The sequence below is a fragment of the Sporosarcina sp. SG10008 genome (assembly GCF_044569405.1).
Classification (GTDB): Bacteria; Bacillota; Bacilli; order Bacillales_A; family Planococcaceae; genus Sporosarcina; species Sporosarcina psychrophila.
Window position 1 is genome coordinate 3,139,287 of sequence record NZ_CP172607.1, and the last position, 22,716, is coordinate 3,162,002.

The window sequence follows — 22,716 nt, forward strand, 5'->3', positions numbered from 1 at the left end:
TAAAAAACTTTTAAATTTATTTTTCATGAATTCAATTTTCAATGATTTTTTCCGATATGAGTACTTTTCTAAAAGCTTAAAAAGCACAATCGCCTGCTCAGCACGATGGGGTTGTTCATTAGTGAGAGAGTTGTGATCTGGTGTGTGGATTGTAGATCGCTTGGCGCTTTGGGGATTGCCTCTTGCCATGAGCCAGGATTTGCGCTTCGCATCCCGTCTCACGGCTTCGGCTACCCCTTTGCCGCGCCTGCGCTAGTGCTTGCGTTATTGAGAGAGTGTGATTCGGAGTGAAGATTGTAGATCGCTTGACGCTTTGGGGATGCCTCTCGCCATGAGCCTGGATTGGCGCTTCGCATCCAGTCTCATGGCTTCGGCTACCCCTTTGCCGCGCCTGCGCTGGAGTTTTCATTATTGAAAGTGATTTTGAGATGTATAGACTTAGATTATAATGTGATTACTATTTGATACTAATCTCATTGAAGAAAGACGTACTACAGACTGCAGGTCTTATCTCCGACAATGAAATACACTTTCTAACATAGATTTATCCAGCGCATGCGCGTCTTCGTGGTAGCTGGAGCGATAAGACTGAAAACGGTTTTCTTTCTGGCTTATCGCGGGAGGCACCCACAAAGCGCAGAAGCGATATTAGCAGGATTTCCGATTCGTTCCCTATATTGCGACTGTTGTTAAATGCATTCCCATGTTTGAAGCAAACCGTACAGGCGCGACTTCGTGGTAGCCGGAGCGATAAGACGGAAAGCGGTCTTCTTTCTGGCTTATCGCGGGAGGCATCCACAAAGCGCAGAAGCGGTATTAGCAGGATTTCTGATTCGTTCCCTAAATTGCGACTGTTGTTAAATGCATTACCATTTTTGAAGCAAACTGTATTTCTAGATGTCATACCGATACCGAAATGCACTTTCTACATAGACCATCCAGCGAAGGCGCGACTTCGTGGTAGCCGGAGCGATAAGACCGAAAGTGGTCTCCTTTCTGGCTTATCGCGGGAGGCATCCACAAAGCGCAGAAGCGGTATTAGCAGGATTTCTGATTCGTTCCAGATATTGCGACTGTTGTTAAATGCATTCGCATGTTTGAAGCAAACCGTATTTCTAGATGTCATACCGATACCGAAATGCACTTTCTACATAGACCATCCAGCGAAGGCGCGACTTCGTGGTAGCCGGAGCGATAAGACTGAAAGTGGTCTTCTTTCTGGCTTATCGCGGGAGGCATCCACAAAGCGCTGAAGCGATATTAGCGGGATCCCCCATTTTCACCATATATTGAGACTTTTTCAACGGCCCAGGGGCTAGCGGCTGGAGTCTAGACAATAAAAAACCACTCCAGAGGCGTTTACTGGAGTGGTTACTTATGAGGACGACAGTCACCTACGTGAGTCAAATCCCTATTGGAATGATGTACATACCTGTTTCTTTATCGTTTTTCACAACAACATCAACCCCGTAAATTTCTTTTACAGTTTGAACGGTGATAACTTCACTAGGTGTACCTTTGGCAACGATTTTCCCATCTTTCATCGCAATAATGATGTCACTATAACGTATCGCCTGATTAATATCGTGTAAAACCATGACGATTGACATACCATGTGTGCGATTCAAGCCCTTAATCAGTTCCAACAATTCATATTGGTAATAAATATCAAGATAAGTCGTCGGTTCATCTAATAGCAGGAAGGGCGTTTTTTGCGCTAGCGCCATCGCAATCCAAACGCGCTGCATTTGACCTCCAGACAATTCGTCTATTGGTACTGTTCGCTTATCTGTCAGATTGGTACACGCGAGCGCCCACTCAATTGCCTGTTGGTCGTCATCTGTCGCTGAAGTGAACAAACTCTTATATGGAATCCGGCCATAACCTGTTAGTTTTTCGACGGTCATATCGGATGGGGCATTATTTTGCTGATGCACAACGGCTAATTTTTTCGCCAGTTCCTTCGGTTTAAAATCAGAGAGTGCTTTGCCCTCTAATAGAACTTGTCCACTTTGCGGATGATTATTATTGGCCATCACACTAAGTAGTGTCGATTTCCCACAACCATTTGGCCCGATAATCGTCGTCACTTTCCCACTATCAATCGTACTGTTGACGCCATGCAACGTATTTACTTTTTTATCGTAGGAGAAAGTAATAGCCTTAATGTCCATAAATACGATCACTCTTTCTCAGCAAGAATATGAGGAAAGGTCCCCCGATGACAGCCATAATGATAGATGCCGGGATTTCATTAGGTGCTATAATCGTTCGGCCTAACGTATCCGCCGTTAAGATCAGCAAGGCCCCTGCCAGTGCTGAAAACGGAATTAGCACTTTGTGGTCCGTTCCCACCAATGACCGTCCAATATGAGGTATAAGCAAGCCGACAAATGCAAATAGACCTGCAACTGCAGTTGCAACTGAAGCAAGCAGAACAGCCACTAACGAAATCACTAATCTCGCTAGATTTACATTAACCCCTAAATTTTTCGCAGTCTTATCATCTAACGCCAAGTAATTGCACCACGAATAAACGACAAACGCCAACACGAGGCCAATCGTCCCATATAAAATGAGTACATCGACATCACTCCACTTTTTCATCGTAAGCGTCGAGGTCATCACTTGACTCATCGATTGTGTAAGTGCACTTCCGCTAAAACCAAGTCCTTGGCTCAGCCCTGTGAATAAGGCATTCACCGCTATTCCGATTAAAATCATGCGCAGTGGATCAAGCCCGGATCTCCAGGACAGTGAGTACACGAGGAAAAATGCCAAAGCTCCACCCAAGAAAGCAAAAAGGGGAACGAAAAAGTACAGTGTTGGAAAAAAAGCGACAACAACTATGGACATAAACCCGGCACCCGCAGAAACACCAATTATTCCTGGGTCTGCTAATGGGTTACGCATTACTGCTTGCAATAGTACACCCGCCACGGATAAAGCTGCTCCTGCAAATAGAGCGATTAGAATTCGTGGAAGCCGCAAATCCTTAATGATAGCAACCTGATCATTTGTCCCCGTTATTAGTCCATGAATCAGTTCGTACGGCGTGACTTTAATACTTCCCATTAGTGCAGATTGAATGCTAACTAGTATGAGTAGAATAATGACGCTGATAAAACTGAGCGCCTTTTTATTTTTCCGTAACATTATTATCCCTGCCTTTAGTTTGGATACAACATTTTTTGCAGTTCGCCCAATGCTTCGACTGCTGCTAAACTGCCTGTTGTTCCAAATAGAAGTTCGTCTAAATCATAGACACGGTCATTTTTAACAGCTTCGAAATGTTGCCAAACGTCATTCGATTTGAACTCATCGTCAAACATTTGAATGACCTGTTCTGGCATACCATGTGAAGCTCTTAAAATGATATCCGGTTTTGCTTGCTGTAAGTATTCTGTATTAGAAGAAAGAAACTCTACTTTTTCTCCTGTAATGACATTTTTACCGCCGCTTCGCTTAACGAGGTCTCCGATATAGGAATGTTCTGTTGCAACTAGATAACTCCCTGGAATACCAAGTAAAATGAGCACAGTAGGCTGAGCTTTACCTTCTGATAGTTTATCAATTTCGGCAACTTTCTCTTCGAATTGATCGACAATCGCTTTCGCTTGTTTTTCGCGATCATACTTCTCACCTAAATGTAAGATTTCGCTGTGCATTGCGTCTATGCTTTCCAAATTTACATAAGTCATATCGATGTCACGTTCGTCAAACATCTCTTGCAAATCATATTTCAACGTTGTCACAGATAATATTTCTGTCGGTTTCAGTGACAAAAGCATTTCCATGTCTGGGCTCATCGGATTCCCGACCTCTTGTACATCGGTGTAGCGTTTCGGCAAGTCTTTGTAACTTGATGGTATCCCGACTAAATCGATTTCTAGGGCATCCATAATTTCCGTCAACGCAACCGTTGTAGCAACGATCCGCTCACCCGCTGGTTCGGTATTTTCTTCATTGGATGAAGTGCCTTTTTGGGACGAACAACCAGCTAGAACTACAGTAGCTAGAAGTATATAAAAAAGATTACGTGCTTTTCGCATGTTCATTAACAACTCCTTGTAGCTTATGTAAAAAAGGGTCTCGCTTTCGTTCTCAAGACCCGACTACCATGTACCTCTTACTTTTCAGTCCGTGTGCGCTGTCTCATAGCAAAGACAATAACTCCACCAAGAATAAGTATCGAGAAAATGACGATATACCATATAGATTTCGAATTCGACTCAGATATTGAATCTGCTTCAACTTCAGCCTCGTTTGCTTCATTCGTTACTTCAGATGACTCTTCTTCTTTTTCTGCCGCTGCTTGATCTTCGGCAACGATTTCTTCTTCACTCGCCACAGACTCAGCTTCTTCTTTCGATTGCTCAGTCTCAACAGTCGCTTTTTCTTCTGCTGTTGTAGCTGACTTTTCACTCGCAACTTCTTTAGATTCTACTGGTTTCGCTTCGTTTTTTTCTTCAGTTTTCGTTTCTACTTTTGTTACAGCCTGTTTGTTTTCAACTGGTTTAGGTGTTGCAGTCGCCTTTTCCGTTACTGAAGGTTTGGGCGTTGGTTTCGGTGTTGGTTGTACTGGTTTAGGTGTTGGTTTAGACGCTGGAGGTGTTGCGGGCTGCCCGGCGACAGGCGCTAAAGGGATATTGGAACTGTTAAATTTGAAGCGGATATCGTATTTGTTGTCATATGTAAAACCGGGTATGCCCGTTACAATGACATGAATTTTGGCATTTACCAATTGCTCAATGTCTGTCACTTCAAATTTCACAACGCGTTTATCATTTGCCGTATCATTACTTACTACTTGTACATCGGCAAATCCACCGCCTGCTTGCACTTTAAAGTATTGCCACCAAGAACTGTTTTTCAATGTAACAACGGCATACGTTTTACCGTTTTGAACGGTTACTTTCGCCGGACTAACCATATAGTCAGCTGTCGTCGATTGCTCATTACCTGTATCTTTTAACACTGTAAACGGAACCGTGTACTCGCCATCGGCATATTTGGAAGCCGCAGCTGCTTTGTCAGGTGCAATTGTGGGAAGTATCGTAAATAAAGCGAATAATACTGTCATCATAAATACGGATTTTTTTTTCAAATCATTATCTCCTTTACCGAAAACATTTTAATCAGTACAACGCCGGCTGTCACAAATGGTGCAGTGACGCCGGCATTGATTGATTGTATAAAATTATTTTTGAAGTGTTTCGAGTAAGTAATAAACCATTTTAGAAGCATGTGCGCGTGTCGCGTTTGCTTTTGGTTCGAATAGTTGTTTACCTTTTACTTCTTTACCGCCAATGATACCAAGACCAGCTGCCAAGTCGACAGATGTTTTTGCATATGCAGTAATGTCTTTCGCATCTGCAAACGCAACACCATTTTTCACGCCTTCTAGTACACTTGCATCTTTGTATTCAATTGCACGGATAATCATAGTAGCCATTTGTTGACGTGTAATTGCTTCATTCGGACGGAATTTCCCATCAGTTACGCTTATGATACCTGCACGGCTTGCTGCTTCAGCTTCGTAAACGATCCAGTCCATGTTTTTTGTTACGTCAGAGAATGTTCCTTTATAATCTTGTTTCGGAAGTTCAAGTGCACGTGACAATAGGATGGCAAATTGTGCTCTTGTAATTTGATCATTTGGAGCAAACGTTGTAGCCGTTTTTCCTTTAACGATTTGTTTTGATGCAAGTGACTCGATGTAAGGTTTTGCCCATGTTTTGTCAATATCTTTAAATGTTACGGGTACTACTTCAACAGGCGTTTCTACTTCTTCACCAGGTACTTCTTCTATTACAACTGGTTTAATAGTTGCTTTGTCAAAAGCAAGACGTACAGTATAGTTCCCTGTGTGGTTCGCTGCTGCTACAAATACTGTGAATTTAGCATTGATAATTGTTGATAAATCAGCTACTTCAAATTCAACAACTCTTGTGTTTGCTTCTACATCTGTTTTTACAACAGTTGTATCTACGAATTTACCAGCTTGTTCTACTTGGAAAGCGGTAATTTGTTCATTGTTCGTAAGTGTCATTGTAACAAGGTTTTTACCGTCTTTCACAGAAAGTGCTGCTGGTGTTTCAAGGTATCTAGTCATTGATGAATCTTTATCTTCTTCTTCATGCAATGCTTTGTAATCGATTGTATATGCACCGTCTTTAATTACTTCTGGTGCTGGTGTTACGGGTACTTCGGGAGTTTCCGGTTTTTCAGGAGTTACTTCCGGTACTTCTGGTACTACCGGAGTTTTGCTGTCATCGAATTTCAAACGGATATCATAGCTGTGGTCATACTCGCCTAGGCCTGGTACACCCGTTACGATAATATGGATTTTAGCATTCAATTCTTTACTAAGATCTTGAACTTCAAATTTAACAAGTCTAGTATCCGCTGCCTTATCTTCACTGATTACTTCTGCATCTGCGAAGTTTGTTTCTTTAAATGTACCTGGTTGTTTTGTTTGGACTTTCAGTGACTGCCACCATTTACTGCTTAATAATGTTACGTATGCGAAAGTTTTGCCGTCTTCAACAACAATTTTCGCAGGGCTTTTCACATATTGTGCTGTTGCTGATTTATCATCATTTTCAACTTGCAATATATCAAGTGGTAGTTCAAATTCTTGTTTCACCGGTGTAGTTACTTCAGCTGCTTCGAATTGGCTAGCAGGTAGTACAGTAAATAGAACGAGTAGTGCTGAAAATAACATCATTAGTTGCTTTTTCATTCGTTAATCCCCTTTTAATGGTTTATTTTTTTACTTTCTTCGCGGAACTGAACTTGCGCACAAAAATAATCGCAATGATAGCGATTATTGCGAGCAATACATAAATAAGTGCTGTGCTACTTGTTGGCTCATCTTTCTTTTCAATCGTGTCAACAGATTTTGATTCGGCAACAGGTGTATTAACAACAACCGCAGGAGCGTCTGTCAATTCCATTGTTTCTACATCTAGATTCAAACGGACCGAGTACTTGTGATCATACGACGGCTCCATCTCTTCAATGACAACATGCATTTGTAACAGCAACGGCTCTGTACTATCTCCGTCTACTTTAAATGCAATGACGCGCTTATCATTCTCAAGATCTTCACTGACCATATTCACGTCAGCAAATGATTCACCATTTGCCGATTTTATGAATTTAATCCATTTAGCATGGTTCACTGTGAATTGTAAATACTGCCCGTCTTTATCAATCGTCAGCGTTGCCGGTTTTTCAAAATAATCATTTGCAATCGATACGGAATCATTCTCAGCTTGCAACATTTCGTAGTCGACAACATATGTACCATCCGAGAGTTCGGCTGCGTGAGCATTAGGTGTATAAGAACCAAAAACAACACTAAAAAAAATGAGAAATGAAAGTGGTATGGCTAATCGATGTTTCAAAACACAATACCTCCTCCCTCCACACGGGAAGAATCCATAGTGAGAACAATTATCATCTATTACTCTTCCTATAATAGCTTATAGATTTGTGTTGTCAAACAACTTGCAAAGGCTTTCACAAACTGTTCACATGTGTGGTGACAGTCATCACAACAATCCTGACACAATTCAAAGAAAAACCCCCTCATTGTCAACTATGTGACATTAAGGGGGTTACTGATTTCTAAGGTTCGTTATGGTGTCACCGCATCCACTCTCTTCGCTTGGACTACAAGTCTATATTTGTTCGAGTTCGCAGGATAGCACGTAATTAGCGAGAGCAGCGCGACACCTTTTTTTCGGTCAAGGACATTCACTTCATTCGGCTTGACCACTTTCACATCAAACACTTCGAATTCCATGGATTCTTCAACTGTTTCATAAATGAAGCGAGTACCAACTTCAACTTCATGAAGACGATTAAAGAACGCACCAAACACATGGGCTTGGTGACCTGCGATAGCATAACTGCCATCTAACTCACCTGGCTTATCCATATCCGCTACAGCACCCAACGCTCTACTTAGGCTAACTGGATCGGCTCCATACAGCACTGGAGACTCAAGATTGATGACGGGAATGGACAATACCCCTTCAATTCCACTGGATTCTTGTTTTTCCCCACCAGAAGGTCCTTGTTCATCAGTTGGTATAGTCCTATCAAAATCGGCTTCCGCTTTGACCGAATCGAAAGCATCTAAAAGGTGGTTTTGCTGCTGTTTGCTAGTCATATTTCCCGCAATCAACCACACCAGCAAAAAAATGCTCGTCATAATCATAATGTTTCCTAGCCATTTCATTGTTTTTTTCATCTACGCATCCGCTCCCTTGCTCTTGAAATCACTTGGATTAATGAGCAAATCGACGGATACCCAGTCCAGTTGCAAGAAGAAACAAGGCTAGTAAAGAAAGGATTATACTATCGAAAAACCCTCCCGTTTTCGGCAATACTTGTCCCATTCCATTGCTGGATGGAGGATTTTGTTTCATGCCAATTGTATCCATTGCAATAGCTTCTGACATTGCATTAGAATCAGTTGCGGCCCATACTATACCATCAGTTTCCTCCTCTGATGCTGAACTGGCACTGTCTTCACTGTGTGTTATTCCGACTGTATCGTCACTTACGCCTTCCGCATTTTCATTCAGTGGAATTCCCTCGGTCACAGTACTCGGCGTTTGCTCCTCTATATTTACATTGGGTGACACACCACCTGCGTCAGAGCCTGGTTTTAAACCGGTCACATCTTCAGTCTTTGGTGGTGAAACTGTTTCTTCATTTGGGGTTGCGACATCTCCACCTTCATCTGGCGTTAAGCCAGTTGCATCATCTATAGGTGGAGTGAGTTCAGTATCTCCTTCGGTTAAACCGGGCTGCTCCACAGCAGCAACGGGCTGAATAGTTTCATTTGTTAGGATATCGACGTTGATATTTCCAATTGTATCGTTCCCAACAATTAATGAAACACCGCTATGTTTAGTAGATGTCATATTTCCATCTGTGTTCCTGTCTAGCGTAAGAACATCAACTGAAGTTTTATCTAATAACCCATCATCTAAATCGGCTTGTAGCAAACCGGATGACAATGATGTAGTTTTCTCAGCGTTTTTATAGTGACTATCCAAAACGCCTGCATGTACTTCTCCGAGTACTGGCAGATCTTCTGCATTCAACTCTACTAATCCACCATCATACGATGAGGTTTCATCGCCTGACTGTGCATCTGAAAGAAGAACATCCAACTCGACTTCGTTTGTGATCGGCGTCGATAAGTCAATCGATGCGAGTGAGCTTTTGCTTGCAGCAGAGTTCTCATCTTGCATGCTGCTTTGCTCCACGACGGAGACATTCAGATCGTCGATTAGTCCACCAAGTGAATTGTCATCTGCTTTGACAGATGCTAAAGCCTTTGATTGTTGACTACTTTCCTCATTCATGGATTTATCCACAGAGAGGACATCAACTGAAGTTTCATCCAATAACCCATCATCTAAATCGGCTTGGATCAAACCAGATGACAATGATGTACTTTCCTCAGCGTTTTTATAGTGACTATCCAAAACGCCTGCATGTACTTCTCCGAGTACTGGCAGATCTTCTGCATTCAACTCCACTAATCCACCATCATACGATGAGGTTTCATCGCCTGATTGTGCATCTGAAAGAAGAACATCCAACTCGACTTCGTTTGTGATCGGTGTCGATAAGTTGACCGATGCGAGTGAGCTTTTGCTTGCAGCAGAGTTCTCGTCTCGCATACTGCTTTGTTCCATGACGGAGACATTCAGATCGTCGATTAACCCATCTGGATTGGTCAATTCGATTGTTGCAAGGGCAGATTTCTGTTGATTATCCTCTCCTACATCGCTGGTATTCGCAGAGACTGGACTTTTTGCTGGAATCTGTGCTTTCAGGTCTCCTAAAATCGGAATATTATCCGCTTGAATATCCACAATTGTTGCCTTATCTTCCTTGTCATTCAGTAGGTTAATATCCAAATTCAACGAGTTATCTTCTCCTGTTTCATCCGCATTCACAAATGAGGGGAAGAAGCTCAGTGTCAAGCACATCCCTAAAGTGACCCCAGTATACTTCATCCAATTGTTTTTCATTATTATTCCTCTCCTTTTTTATTATGTTTGTTTCACATTTAAAAAAGGAGTTTGTTGCGGCGGTTGCCCTGGAGGAGCATGTGTCCATTGAATCATCGCATGGTCATCTGATGGCATCCATTGCCTACCATTTGAAATAAGTAATAAAAATACATCAACTACTACCCCAAACCCAAAATCATTGTGTCCACTTATTTGTAATGGAGAAGTTGCTATTGAGGACATGGACGATGTTATGGTAGCTACCGAAAGATCTTTCCATTTTTGTCGGGGTTCGGTTGGCAGAGTAGACTTTTGATCCACCTCTTTTTGGAAGTTAACAGAGTCACCACCCGTATAATTTGATAGTTGAGGCGCTACTATTTTCATAGAAACGAGATTTGAAGAATCTTTTGAAATAGGAAGAGCACTAACTATTTCCGCTTCATCAGGAAGTCTATTCGGTCTATCACTAAGGCCTGCCTGTTCTTCCACTACAGGTTCCTCCTGTTTAATCAAATCAGTTGTTTCTTCCACTAGAATTATACGTGTTGCGTTTAATTGTCTTTGGTAGGATTTATCGCTCTCCATACTAATTGTCCCGCTATCATTTTGCGGTTCTTTACTTACCGTCTCGTTAGTCTCTACAACTGCATCTATTGGAATACTGTCCGAAATTTTTTCTGTTTCATCCGCAACTGGTTTTACCTGAATTGGTTGAACCGCAGAAACCGTCTCCTTAACCGTATTTCCAACTTCCTTTACAACCGGGGTAACAACAGGGACAGTCGGCAATTCAGCTACAACAGAATCCACTGTCAGATTGACCGTTTTCAGCACTTCAGTCGTTGTTTGCTTCCCTAATTCTTTTACTCCTTCAACAACTGGAGTGACCACAGGCATTTCCGGTAATTCATTTACGATAGAATCTACAGTATTCGTTACTTCAGTTGACGTAGTTCTAATCGTTTCAGTTACTGCTTCAGTCGTTTTTTCCACAACAGGTAAAGTGTTGCCAACCGTGTTTTCTAGTAAACTTTTTGTATTTTTTAGTAGTGAAATTTCAGCTTCACTTTTCGCTGGCTCAGACAAACTCTTAACAGTCTGTTCTGCAAAAACAACTGTGTCTTTAACCGTTTCTCCAGCGCCATGCACCGACTCCTCTACTACCATTCCAATTGACTCTGTTGTGGTTTTTAACTCTGCACCGACATTCTTCAAAGTACCAGCCAATAAGCCATCAGACTTTTCTATCGGCATTTTTTCACCATGAACAAAAGTTGGTGATACGAGAAAGAATGTTATACAAGTCACACAAACAATAAATATTCTCTTCACTCAATTCACCACCTTTCCAGAAACGACTTAGAGTTTTTTAATAATTCATTTATATACAGATACCCTTTGTTAAATCTATCAAACTACTTAAATGACAATAATAAATTCAGATTAATTTCGTAATAAGTGAAACCTTTCTGGAATATACTCGTAAATGGTAGTATACTTACAACTTAGTAGGTTTTTTACCAATAATTTGATGGGGGTTTTATTTCAATGAAGAAGATTATTACATGGGCATTGGCGTTCGTTTTCGCACTATCGTTCGCATTGCCACACGGATCAGCGGCTGCACAATCATCCGCAATGAAGTTAGTAGTAGATGGCGTCGAGGTTACTAGCTACGAGCAACCCTTTATGTCACACGATCAAGTTTTAATTCCGGTGGAAGATTTGTTTAAGGAAGCTGGCTATAAAGTTGCTAAGGACAAATCAGGTAAAGTTAACGTAACAAACACGTACTTGACTGTTGATTTCAATGCAGCTGCAAGTTCGATTGAAGTAGACGGCAAGAAAGCGGACACTGAATTCCCTCTTACTTTGCAAAACGCAGGAAACTATGTTTCTGGTGAGTTTTTAGCAACTTTAGAAGGTTTCGAAGTTGAAGTTTCTGAAGATCAAAAAACGGTTACCGTTACGACAAACCGTGTACAAGACGTCGCTGCATTCTTAGCAAAATCAGCTGCAGCTGACTTGAAAAGTGTTTCTTCAGCATTAACAATGGACATGAAAATGGAGTCATCTCTTGAAGAAAATGAAGCAATCAGCATGCTTATGGATATCAAGATGGACCAAATCAACGAGCCACTATCATTCTATACAATTACTAAAGCATCAACAGACTTTGCAGGAGAAGCAATTGAAGATGTTTCTTCTATGTACCTCACAAAAGATGGTTATTTCCAACAAATCGGTGATGTATGGGTCAAGCATGACGATGAACTAACAAAAGGTTTACTTGATCTTTCAACACAAACAGATCTACTTGCACAATTAGAAGAGCTACAAAAGAAATTCACTAAAGGCGTTAACATCTTTGAATACGATGATGTATATGTAATGACACAAACTATTTCTAACGAAGAATTCGCTTCTATGATGGAAGAAGTAACTTCTTTACTTCTAGGATCAGGCTTAACTGAACCAGTTGTATCAGAAGATGTAAAAGCTACTCCTGTAACTGAAGAAGCTAAAACTGAAGAAACGAAAGTTATCGAAGAAGTAGCTGTAGAAGCTACTGAAGAAGCAGTTGTTGAAGAAACTGTTACTGATGAAGCAGTTGTCGTTGAAGAAGAGGCTACTGAGGGAGAAATTACTGAAGAAGTAATTGGTCTTGAGGGTCTAGATTTCAACATCGAGGAATTCTATGTTGTTTCTACAATCGATAAAAAGACATTGTTCCCACTTGATACATCTGCAGTTGCAAATATTACAATGACGGTGGATGAGGATACAATCTCTATCAAATTACTTCTTGAAGGAACATTCAGCAACTTTAACGCAGTAAAAGAAATCAAAGTTCCTGCTGACGTTATCAAAAAAGCAATCAGCATGGAAGAGTATATGAAACAATTAGAGTTGGAGTTTGAAAAAGCTGAGGCTTTGAATAAGTAAGTAGGTAGATTTGAAAAAGCGGAACGAGCTCGTAATGAGCTTGTTCCGCTTTTTTGAATTGCATTATAAAGTAGCAGCTAAATATTTACTGTTTTGAAGCAGTTACTTTAACTCCGGATTTTTGAGTGTTCGGAGTTGTTTCTTTGTCTACAACAATAGCAGATGCTTTTGTTTCAACTGTAATATCTTTTGTAATATCTAGAGTAGTTGATGCGCCACCAACTACAGCTTTATCAATTGTAATTTTAATTTTTGTAGGGAAGCCAGATACTTTACTTGCTTTTAATTCTTTTGCTTCAAGATTGATAGCAGTTGTACCTTCCATAATCGTGAAGTCAGCACCTACATCGCTACCAATTAGGTCAACGTTCTCGCTGTAAGTCAATTCGATTGATTTATCGTCAAGTACTTTTGCACTTAATAGTACTGGTGCAACATTATCTTCAACACCTACTGTTTTTGTGTAAGTTTTTAATGTTTTACCAGATGTAGACTGGATGTTTGCTACTGTAAACACAGCTGCTTGATCAGTCTTCTCAACAGATCCAGCTGGTAAAGTAATTGTTGCTACTTTTTGAGCGCTATCTAATGTAATCGTTGTTCCTTCCGCTAGTGGTTTACCAGCCAAAGAATAATTAGCAAGGTCTGTTGCAGAATTTGCAACTGCTCCACCTTTAACAGCTTCTGGGAATGTTACTGTAATAACATTTTTCACTGCATTTGCAGAAGTTAATTCGAATGTAGTTGCAGTTTCTGCTTGACCGAAATCAATTGTGTAGTTGAATGCGTCTGATTTGTTAGCAGTCTCCGCTTGGTCAGAAACTAATTCTTTCGCAAATGATAATGCATATTTACCAGACACTACAGCTGGAGTTTTAGCAGTATAAACTACTTTTGTATCTCCTGCTTTAACTGTTGTAGTGAATCCACCAAGTAAGTTCGATACAGCTACACCATTTTCGCTAACGATTGTTGGTAATGCAGGTGTTCCTGCAGCTAATCCTTCGCTGAAGTCAACTTCAACTGAAGTAACTTTACCAGCGTCGTCTTTGATTACTTTATAGCCAGTTGCTACTGGTTTCACAGTGTCTTTTGTAAGTGTTACATTCTGTGTAGTAGCTGCAATTTTATTACCTAATTTATCTTTGTTTGCATCTGTCAATACGACAGTCAACGTTCTGCTCGCTTTATTCGCAAAAACGTTTTCAGCTGTTACTGGAATCAAGAACTGTGTATCGTTTGAACCTTCTACAGCAGTTACTGTACCTGTTGCAATAGTATTTAATGCTTCATCTTTAACAGATCCACTTACTATAGCATTCTGAACAGATTTAACATCCATTGATTTGTTAAAAGTAACTAGGATTTGTTTTTCACCTTTTGCTGAAAGTGTAGCCGCTGGAGCAGCTGCATCAACGCTTACAGTAAAGTTAGCTGAAGTTGAAACTGTTTTAATACCAGCCAAGTCTTCAATGTTAACTAGTTCGATTGTGTGTGTTTTTCCAGCTTCAAGTGCAAGCCCAGAAACTGAAATAGTAGTTGAATCTGTAAATACTGGAGTTACATAAGTTCCGTTCACTTTAACAAGTCCAGTAGCTTTAATTGGCTCTGAAGTTTTCAAAGTAAGGTTAGTTGCAACGTTACCGCTTGTTTTCGCTTCAACGCTTGCAATTGTCGGAGCTACTTCATCTTTATAAGTAATTGTGGAAACATATTTATCTGTTTTAATTTTTGCATCTGCTTTTGTTTTAATCGGTTCAACAACAACTGTTGCTTTTGTAGCGTTAACTGGTTTCTCAGCAGTTAATGAAAGAGTTTTTCCATCTTGTGACAAAGACTGAGAAGTGAATTTCACGCCTTGTATAGATACTTTGTTAGCAATATCACTTGCATCTACAGCTGTGCTAAACTTAACTTCAACTTGTGTAGCGTTCAATGCATTAACTTCAGTAACAAAGCGATCGTCTGCTGCGAAGTCAAATGTTACAGCGATAGTTTTCTCTGCTTTTGCTTCACCTTTAGTAAGTGTCACAGCATATTCACCAGCAGTTTTACCAGCAACTACTGTTGCTACTACGTCTTTTTCAGTTACAAGTGAAGTAACATATGTTTGAACTGCTGCTAGTTTGTTAGCATCAGTTGCATAGTTTCCACGAGCAACAGTAACTGCGCCAGCTTTAACTTGTTCAGCTGCTGCGTCCACTGCAACTTGATCCACATCTACTACAGGTGCTTTAACTTCAGAGAAGTCTGTTTTAATAGTTTTGTGTAAGAACGTAGCAAACTGTCCACGAGTTGTTGTGGCTTTAGGGTTGAAAGCAGGTGCAGCTGGGTTCGTGATATCGAAGAAATCAAGAACGTCGATTGCTGTACGAGCTTCAGCTTTTGCTTTTGCTAGATCAGTAACGTCTTTTTTGAAGTCTTGATCTTTAACATATTTTACGAGTTCTATGTCTTCAACTGTATCAAAAGCACGAACGATAACAACAGCCATGTTTTCACGAGTGATGTTGTCGCCTGCTAATAGATTACCGTTACTCCCGTTAAATACGCCATTTTCTTTTACGACTGCAGCATATTGTAATAGCTCATCATTTGATGTTGGTTTCAAGTCTTTGAAACGCATGTTAGTTTTATAGTCTGTCGGTACTTTATAACCTTCAGATACAAGCCATTTACCCATCAATTTCACAACATCAGAACGAGTCAACGTTTTGTTTGGCAAGAATGAACCGTCTGGATAGCCAGTGATGACACCCGCATCAGATAGTGCGTCGATTGCTGGTTCGTGTGTGTTACCTTTTGTATCTTTGAAATCTTTCGCACTTGCTACCGGTGCTACTGCCGATGCTACTAGAGCAGCTGTTGCAGCTCCTACTATAAATTTCTTGTACTTCGATGATTGTTTACTAGTCATAAAAAATTCCTCCTCTTAAATACTATAGAATTGCATTGTAAAAATACCAATTCTTAGTGGTACTGCTTATGTACCTTTTTGTTGCACCCTTATCGTAGCATGTAGTTTGAAGTCTATCATGGTCCAATTTATGGGTATAGTTGTTTGCTAGATTAGAAGGCACAAACAGATTAAGCAGTACTGGAACAACGTAAATAGGATGAATTAAACAGCAACCGACATCGCCTAGGACGAGGAGCGCTTCATTCACCTATAGTATTCTATACCCGTTAACCGGACGCTTAAAACAGTCTACCATACTTCTATCTCCCAACCCGTCGAGTGCCATTGTTAAAAATATGGCCCTATAATAGAAGGAACTCATTACAATTCGTAAAAATCATACAAATGCACCACAGAAAAAAACACCATTTGAACTATCAAAATGGTGTCTTTCCTATTTCCCGACTACTTATATCTCAAATTGTACCCCGATGCCTTGATCATTCGCTTTTCGATAGACGCCTTGCGCAACGGCCAAATCGAAATATGCCGCACCTACCGATTTGAAGAAAGTAATCTCTTCATCATTCGTGCGGGCATCTAGCTTTCCGATAACGACATCCATTAGCTCCCCGTGAATTTTTTCGAATCCCCAGTTTGGCTCAGTAGCAGCATGAATCAATTCCCCTGCCTCTTCCGTTACACCTTCCAGATCATCAACGACAATTTTACTGGCACGTTGAATGAATTCGAAATCTACTTCCCTCATATGTGGTAAATAGGATCCAACCCCATTAACATGCGTCCCTGGCTTAACATCGGTTCCGTTGAAAACTGGTGTAGTAGACCGAGTGCTGCAACAAATGATATCTGCACGACGAACCGCGTCAGCTACATCCCTTACAATAGTAATTTGAACTTCTTCATTAACTCCAAATGCTTGAAGTCTTTCGCCAAACTTCACCGCTTTTTCTTCTGTCGGATTAACAAGGAGAATCTCTTTGATATCGCGAACTGCTAGAACACCAAGAACTTGTTCAAATGCCATTCCACCCGTGCCTATAACTGTTAGCACAGTTGAATTCAACTTTGACAATTTCGCTGTCGCCAACCCGCTAAGTGCACCCGTGCGCAATCTCGTCAAATACGATGCATTCATTAATGCAAGATGCTCCCCGTTTTGTGCATCCGTAACGAGTACGACTCCTTGAGTTGTCGGCTTTCCAACTGCTGGATTATTCGGAAAAATTGTAACCGTTTTCACAGTAACTACTTCTTCTACTAGATCAGCACTTGGCATGTACAATGAAGATGCGTTATGGTCTGGGAATTCAACGACTGTCCGTGGCGGATTCTTTATCTTCCCTTCGACCTTAGAACGTAAAACCTTTTCGATGTCTACTAATGCTTCTTTCATTCCATAAATAGATTGAATCTCATTTTCATTCAATAAAAGCATGTTTATACCACCTTTTTTAATTTATGCGTCTAACTCTTGACCTTTACGATCTTTTACAGCCCAAACCGCTAACAATGAAACGACTGCAGTAAAGATAATATACAGTGCGACTGGCACATATGAGTTGTTGAACTTTAGTAAAAGTGCCGTTGCAACAAGTGGTGCTGTTCCTCCTGCTAATGCCGCACCAATCTGATAACCGAGTGAGATACCCGTATAACGGACTTCTGCAGAGAAAATTTCTGATAACATTGTGCCAAGAACTGCGGTAATCGGTGCCCAAATGACGCCCAGTCCAATTACTGTTGCAATAACTAGGAGTGTTACCGAACCTTGTTTCACTAACCAGAAGTATGGGAATGCATACAATGCCATGGCGATTGTTCCGAATACATACAACGGTTTTCTACCAACACGGTCAGACAAAGCGCCCATAATCGGTATTAAGATCGTTGTAACAATTGTTCCGACCATAACCGCACCTAATGTTGCTGTCCGAGTGAACCCAAGATTTGTCGTTGCATAAGATACAACAAATGTACTGAAAATATAAAATGGTGCAGTTTCAACAACTTTTGCGCCAATTGCGATGAGTACTTCGCGCCAGTGATATTTTAACGTATGGAATAGCGGTACTTTCGGAATTTCCCCTTTTTCCTGTACTGCCTTAAACGACGGTGTTTCGTCAATTCCTTTACGAATCCATAACCCAAACACGACAAGCAACGCACTTAAGATGAATGGAACTCGCCATCCCCATGTCATAAATGAATCTTCAGGAAGAAGTGTCATAATCGAAAGTGCAATTGTTCCAAGTAGCATCCCAATCGTAATTCCCATTTGTGGTACACTTCCATAAAGTCCACGTTTTTCTTTTGGTGCATATTCGACAGCGAGCAGTAATGCTCCACCCCATTCTCCGCCGATTCCTAACCCTTGAATCAAGCGCAGTGTAATCAGTAGAATCGGCGCCCAAATACCGATTGCTTGGTATGTTGGCAATAGCCCCATTCCGAATGTTGCAACACCCATCAGCGAAAGTGTTAGGACAAGTGTTTTCTTTCTTCCTATCCGGTCACCAATATGACTAAAAATAATTCCTCCGAACGGACGGATGAAGAATGCGAGTGCAAACGATGCATACGCTAGTATTAGGCCGACTGACGGGTCTTCGGTAACAAAAAATACTTGATTAAAAACAAGTGCCGCTACCGTTCCGTATAAAAAGTAATCGAACCATTCAATAGAGCTCCCTATAAGACTCGCAAGCAAGACGCGATTCATCTTTCTTTTATCCATACCAAACTCCCCTTTGTTTGTTAACTAAATTGAAGTGACACTTCAATTTAGATTAATTCTATCATATTGATAATAAAATTTTCTGTCAACATTTTTTTAAAGGAGTGATTAAATGCAAGATAGTAACTTGGGTATTAAAATAAAGGAAATTCGAACAAAAAGACGTATGACATTGAAAGTCCTAGCTGAAATGACCGGGTTTTCCATTAGCTTTTTATCTCAACTGGAACGCGGGAAATCGTCAGCAACACTGGAGTCCCTTAAAAAGATTTCCATTGCTCTCGAAGTGAATCCAAGTTACTTTTTCATCGACCCAAATGAGGAAAAAGAAGTAGTTCATCGGAATTCAACCGTTCCAATACGGACGAAAGAACATAATATTTATTACAAAGATTTGAGCGGTGAGATGAATCAACCAGCATTTACACCACTCCTTGTTGTCATGAAACCTAATCAAAATGAAGGTGATCCATTCACCCACGAAGGACAGGAGTTTTTATATGTTCTCGAGGGACAATTGACAGTACAAATCGGAGAAAAACTACATACACTCGATGCCTTCGACTCCATTATGGTTGATTCCCGAGACCTGCATTATTGGTATAATTATACTAATAACGATGTGCGTTTTTTATGTATTTCGTATGATGAAAAATAACACAAATAACCTCTAACCAGCAATTGGTCGGAGGTTATTTATCTTTTCTCATGTCATTTCCAACACGTAAATGTATTGTACTAACTTTCATGCTCGTGTTGGGATTAAGTAGGTGACTGTCTTCAAGTCTTACCCCAATCAGTTTTAAATGTTGCCAACTGAATTTCTGCATCAATAATTCTACGTTCTTTATCATTGAGCCAATGCATTGCTTCTTTCGTAAACTCTTTCGATTGTTCGAGTGAAGCTTTCATCGTTTCCGCGGAAGGTCCACCGTAGATCGTTCGTATAGCTACGAAATGTTGCGGACGTAATGTTTTATAGAAATCCTCTTCAGTGATTAGTAAATCTTTATTCAAAACAAGCTGTGCCTGGTCATTCGCCAGTTTCCATGTAAGGCTCATTAACGATTCCTCGCCTGCCACTACCAATGCTTTCACACAATTACTGACGATTAGATGGGATTGTCTGAAGGTAATCTGCTCCGAACGAACCAATGTATCAGCCAGTTCTGTCACGTTCGCAAAACTGCTTTCCGCCCGTTCAAGTAACTTTTTCTTATTTACTTTCATTGTTAGGACGACACTGCCGAACAATTGGTAGATTCCAATCAGCCGATCAATCGCTTTCCACAAAAAAGGCTGCATATCGTCTTCCGTGTCCACAATATCCCCAAACGGTGTGTTGTGCACCATCGTCAACACTGTATTCGTATCACCCACAACTGCTGACAATAAAGAACGCATATGTTCAATCGACACCGGGTTTCGTTTTTGAGGCATGATCGAACTTATTTGGACATATGGATCAGCCAATGTGAAAACATTAAACTCCTGCGTCGCCCATGTTAGAAAGTCTTGAACAGTACGCCCTAAATTTAACGCGGACAACTGGACTGCACTCGCCGACTCCGTAATGTAATCCGCGCCGGCCACCGCATCCCATGAATTCTCGATAATATCGTCAAACGCCAGCAAATCTCGCATTCGTTCACGGCTGATTGCAAAACCCGTAGTCGTTAGGGCAGCCGCTCCCATACTGCTTCGATTTACAGTTCCAAACGCCGACTGAACGCGCTTGAAATCTCTGCCGAGTTGGTCAATAACTGCCTTTAAATAATGGGCGAGCGTAGTCGGTTGCGCTTGTTGCGTATGGGTATAACCAATCATCACTGTATCGACATGCTCTTCACAAAATGCAATCAGTGCATCTTTTAACGCTAACATCTCACTCATTAGCTCAAGTAGCTTTTTACGAAGCGTCATCCGATAAATAGCGATTCCCATATCATTCCGGCTTCGCGCAATATGCAAATTCCCCGCAATCTCCCCTGCATCCTCAATCAAATCATGCTCAATGCGGAAAAAGAGATCTTCAAACAGCGGATTGTAATGGTCCGTACTGTAATAAGCCACATCGAGTGTCTGGATTGCTTTTCCAATCGTCACTGCATCTTCCTGACTGACAATACCTTGCTCTTCCAACATTTTTAAATGTGCAGTATGAATCTGAATCATCGAATGTAAAAAGTACTTCTTCGCTTCATCATAAGCAGGTTGCAAAACCATTTTCCGATACGTTTTAGACGGAAACTCTTCTCCTTCGACTTCATTGATGCGATCTTTGAAGCTCCTAATCATTAGGTAATCCACCCTTTCATTCGGAATTAAGTAATTAAATCGCCGAACCAGCAGTTCCTTTAGACAACTTTTCAGAAATCGTCAACACAATGAGGATTAAAATGATTTGCAACACACCATAAGCGCAGGCTGTTCCAAATTTAAAGGCATACATCTTTTGGAAAATCGCTACCGATAATGGCATCGTTGACGTACTATAAATGAGGATCGACGCTACAAACTCCCCGATACTTTGAACAAATGCAAGAAGTGTTCCTGCTAAAATTCCCGTCAATGTCAATGGTAAAACAATTTTTCGGAACGTCATCCACCAACCAGCGCCAAGACTCCTCGAAGCCTCTTCTATCGATTGGTCCATCTGCATTAACGACGCTGATGTCGAGCGGAAAACGAGTGGCAAGTGGCGGATGAAATAAGCGAGTGGCAATATCCAAAACGTCCCTATCAACACTTGATTGAAAGCGAAAATATTTTCTTCACTGAATGCTGCAATCAAATTCACTGCTACAACAGTACCTGGAAGCGCCCACGGAACCATGATTAAAATATCAAGCAATGTCTTCCCTTTGAAATTAAGCCTTACCATCGCATACGCCGCTGCGACACCGAACACGATGTTACCAAGCGTTGCCACAAAGCCCATTTGCAACGAGTTCCAAATTGGTCGCCATGTCCTTTCATCCGTGAATAATGCTTTATAATGGTCAAACGTATATTCAGGTGGCAACACTTGAGTCGTCCACGTGCCATCCACAGATAACGATATGAGAATGAGCGTCAAAATCGGCAATAACAAGATGAGAACGCCAACAAAAGATAGAATGACGGAAACCACTTTCATCGCCTTCGACTTCACTTCCGAACGATGGACACTAATTCCTTTGCTTAAGTTTTGGTAATTACGCCTATTTTGGTACCATCTCATGATGATTAAAAATGAAATTGATACAAATGATAATATTGTCGATTGTGTTGCGGCCATATCCAAGTTGCCATTCGTTCTCGATAAATAGATTTGCATCGTCATCGTCCGCTCCACTCCAAAAATGAGCGGTGCTGTGTATGACGCCATCGAAATCATGAACACGAGAAGCGCCGCGGCCACAATGGAAGGCGTCAGCATTGGTAAAATGATTTTTCGCCATATCCGAATTCTGCTCGCACCTAGGTTTGTCGCCGCTTCTTCGAGTGACGGATCGAGTCCCTTAATCGCCGCCGACGCGGTCAAATAGAAGTACGTATACATCGTAAACGTATGGACTACAATAACGCCCCATACCCCTTTTAGCTTGAAAGGCACTTGCTCTAAGTTGAATAAATGCTGGATACCACGTGGAATAATCCCACTTTCTCCATATAAAAACGTAAACGACAGCACACCAACTAACGGCGGCAACGCCATTGGCACTAAAACGAGAATGGACAACACACGCCGCCCTGGAAAGTCATACCGCTCCAGTAAAAAAGCCATCAACACGCCGACAATCGCACACGTAATAACACTAATTACTGAAATGTACACACTCGTCCAGAGTGCTTCCAGATTGGATGTACTCTCCAAACTGAAAAACTTTTTATAATTGTTCAGCCCTGTCTCACTGCCAAAGCTTTGGATGAACGTTTGGTAAAATGGAAAAATAACATATCCAAACAAAATGAGGAACAATGGTGATATAAGGACATAGATAAATGAAGGAGACCGCGTAATACGTGCCCACAAACTATCTTGCGACGAGTAGATTGTCTGTTTTTTCATAAGTCTAGCC

General features: G+C 41.1%; 16 protein-coding genes. 2 read left to right on the top strand and 14 right to left on the bottom strand.

Annotated elements, in window-relative coordinates:
• Positions 1 to 1,403: 1,403 nt before the first annotated feature.
• From ACGLYD_RS14930 to ACGLYD_RS14970, 9 genes are all read right to left on the bottom strand, one after another.
• Entirely contained in the window at positions 1,404 to 2,174 is a 771-nt protein-coding gene (locus ACGLYD_RS14930) for an ABC transporter ATP-binding protein (RefSeq protein WP_067212347.1), read from the bottom strand.
• A complete protein-coding gene (locus ACGLYD_RS14935) occupies positions 2,164 to 3,156 on the bottom strand; it encodes an iron ABC transporter permease (RefSeq protein WP_340740636.1) in 993 nt (330 codons plus the stop codon). Before ACGLYD_RS14935 ends, ACGLYD_RS14930 begins: the two co-directional genes overlap by 11 nt.
• Before the next feature lie 14 nt (positions 3,157 to 3,170).
• Positions 3,171 to 4,058 (bottom strand): heme ABC transporter substrate-binding protein IsdE, encoded by an 888-nt coding sequence (gene isdE, locus ACGLYD_RS14940; protein ID WP_338655378.1) that lies wholly within the window; start codon positions 4,056 to 4,058, stop codon positions 3,171 to 3,173.
• A 71-nt stretch (positions 4,059 to 4,129) separates the two neighbouring features.
• Complete coding sequence (locus tag ACGLYD_RS14945) at positions 4,130 to 5,107, bottom strand: NEAT domain-containing protein (protein ID WP_399628840.1); 978 nt, start codon at positions 5,105 to 5,107, stop codon at positions 4,130 to 4,132.
• A gap of 93 nt (positions 5,108 to 5,200) precedes the next feature.
• Positions 5,201 to 6,745 (bottom strand): NEAT domain-containing protein, encoded by a 1,545-nt coding sequence (locus ACGLYD_RS14950; RefSeq protein WP_399628841.1) that lies wholly within the window; start codon positions 6,743 to 6,745, stop codon positions 5,201 to 5,203.
• Positions 6,746 to 6,767: 22 nt separating this feature from the next.
• Entirely contained in the window at positions 6,768 to 7,412 is a 645-nt protein-coding gene (locus tag ACGLYD_RS14955) for an NEAT domain-containing protein (protein ID WP_187045691.1), read from the bottom strand.
• A gap of 233 nt (positions 7,413 to 7,645) precedes the next feature.
• On the bottom strand, positions 7,646 to 8,263 hold the full coding sequence (locus ACGLYD_RS14960) for a class D sortase (RefSeq protein ID WP_399628845.1): 618 nt from the start codon (positions 8,261 to 8,263) through the stop codon (positions 7,646 to 7,648).
• Positions 8,264 to 8,300: 37 nt separating this feature from the next.
• On the bottom strand, positions 8,301 to 10,064 hold the full coding sequence (locus ACGLYD_RS14965; protein ID WP_399628848.1) for a hypothetical protein: 1,764 nt from the start codon (positions 10,062 to 10,064) through the stop codon (positions 8,301 to 8,303).
• Between the two features lie 21 nt (positions 10,065 to 10,085).
• Entirely contained in the window at positions 10,086 to 11,381 is a 1,296-nt protein-coding gene (locus tag ACGLYD_RS14970) for a hypothetical protein (RefSeq protein WP_399628851.1), read from the bottom strand.
• 216 nt (positions 11,382 to 11,597) lie between these two features.
• On the opposite strand from ACGLYD_RS14970, the gene ACGLYD_RS14975 reads away from it, so the two are divergent.
• Entirely contained in the window at positions 11,598 to 12,995 is a 1,398-nt protein-coding gene (locus ACGLYD_RS14975; protein ID WP_354312174.1) for a DUF6612 family protein, read from the top strand.
• An 85-nt stretch (positions 12,996 to 13,080) separates the two neighbouring features.
• Here ACGLYD_RS14975 and ACGLYD_RS14980 read toward each other — a convergent pair whose 3' ends face one another.
• The 3 genes from ACGLYD_RS14980 to ACGLYD_RS14990 form a co-directional block, all read right to left on the bottom strand.
• Positions 13,081 to 15,912 carry an S-layer homology domain-containing protein gene (locus ACGLYD_RS14980; RefSeq protein WP_399628854.1) on the bottom strand — a complete coding sequence of 944 codons (2,832 nt, stop codon included), beginning with the start codon at positions 15,910 to 15,912 and terminating at the stop codon, positions 13,081 to 13,083.
• A 451-nt stretch (positions 15,913 to 16,363) separates the two neighbouring features.
• Positions 16,364 to 17,353: an ornithine cyclodeaminase family protein gene (locus tag ACGLYD_RS14985; protein ID WP_342538964.1), complete on the bottom strand. Its 990-nt coding sequence runs from the start codon at positions 17,351 to 17,353 to the stop codon at positions 16,364 to 16,366.
• Between the two features lie 21 nt (positions 17,354 to 17,374).
• Positions 17,375 to 18,652: an MFS transporter gene (locus tag ACGLYD_RS14990; RefSeq protein WP_187045698.1), complete on the bottom strand. Its 1,278-nt coding sequence runs from the start codon at positions 18,650 to 18,652 to the stop codon at positions 17,375 to 17,377.
• 112 nt (positions 18,653 to 18,764) lie between these two features.
• On the opposite strand from ACGLYD_RS14990, the gene ACGLYD_RS14995 reads away from it, so the two are divergent.
• A complete protein-coding gene (locus tag ACGLYD_RS14995; protein ID WP_399628857.1) occupies positions 18,765 to 19,310 on the top strand; it encodes a helix-turn-helix domain-containing protein in 546 nt (181 codons plus the stop codon).
• Between the two features lie 122 nt (positions 19,311 to 19,432).
• Here ACGLYD_RS14995 and argH read toward each other — a convergent pair whose 3' ends face one another.
• Positions 19,433 to 20,950, bottom strand: coding sequence for an argininosuccinate lyase (argH, locus tag ACGLYD_RS15000; protein ID WP_187045700.1), 1,518 nt, complete (start codon positions 20,948 to 20,950; stop codon positions 19,433 to 19,435).
• A 34-nt stretch (positions 20,951 to 20,984) separates the two neighbouring features.
• On the bottom strand, positions 20,985 to 22,706 hold the full coding sequence (locus ACGLYD_RS15005) for an iron ABC transporter permease (RefSeq protein WP_067212385.1): 1,722 nt from the start codon (positions 22,704 to 22,706) through the stop codon (positions 20,985 to 20,987).
• Positions 22,707 to 22,716: the final 10 nt, after the last annotated feature.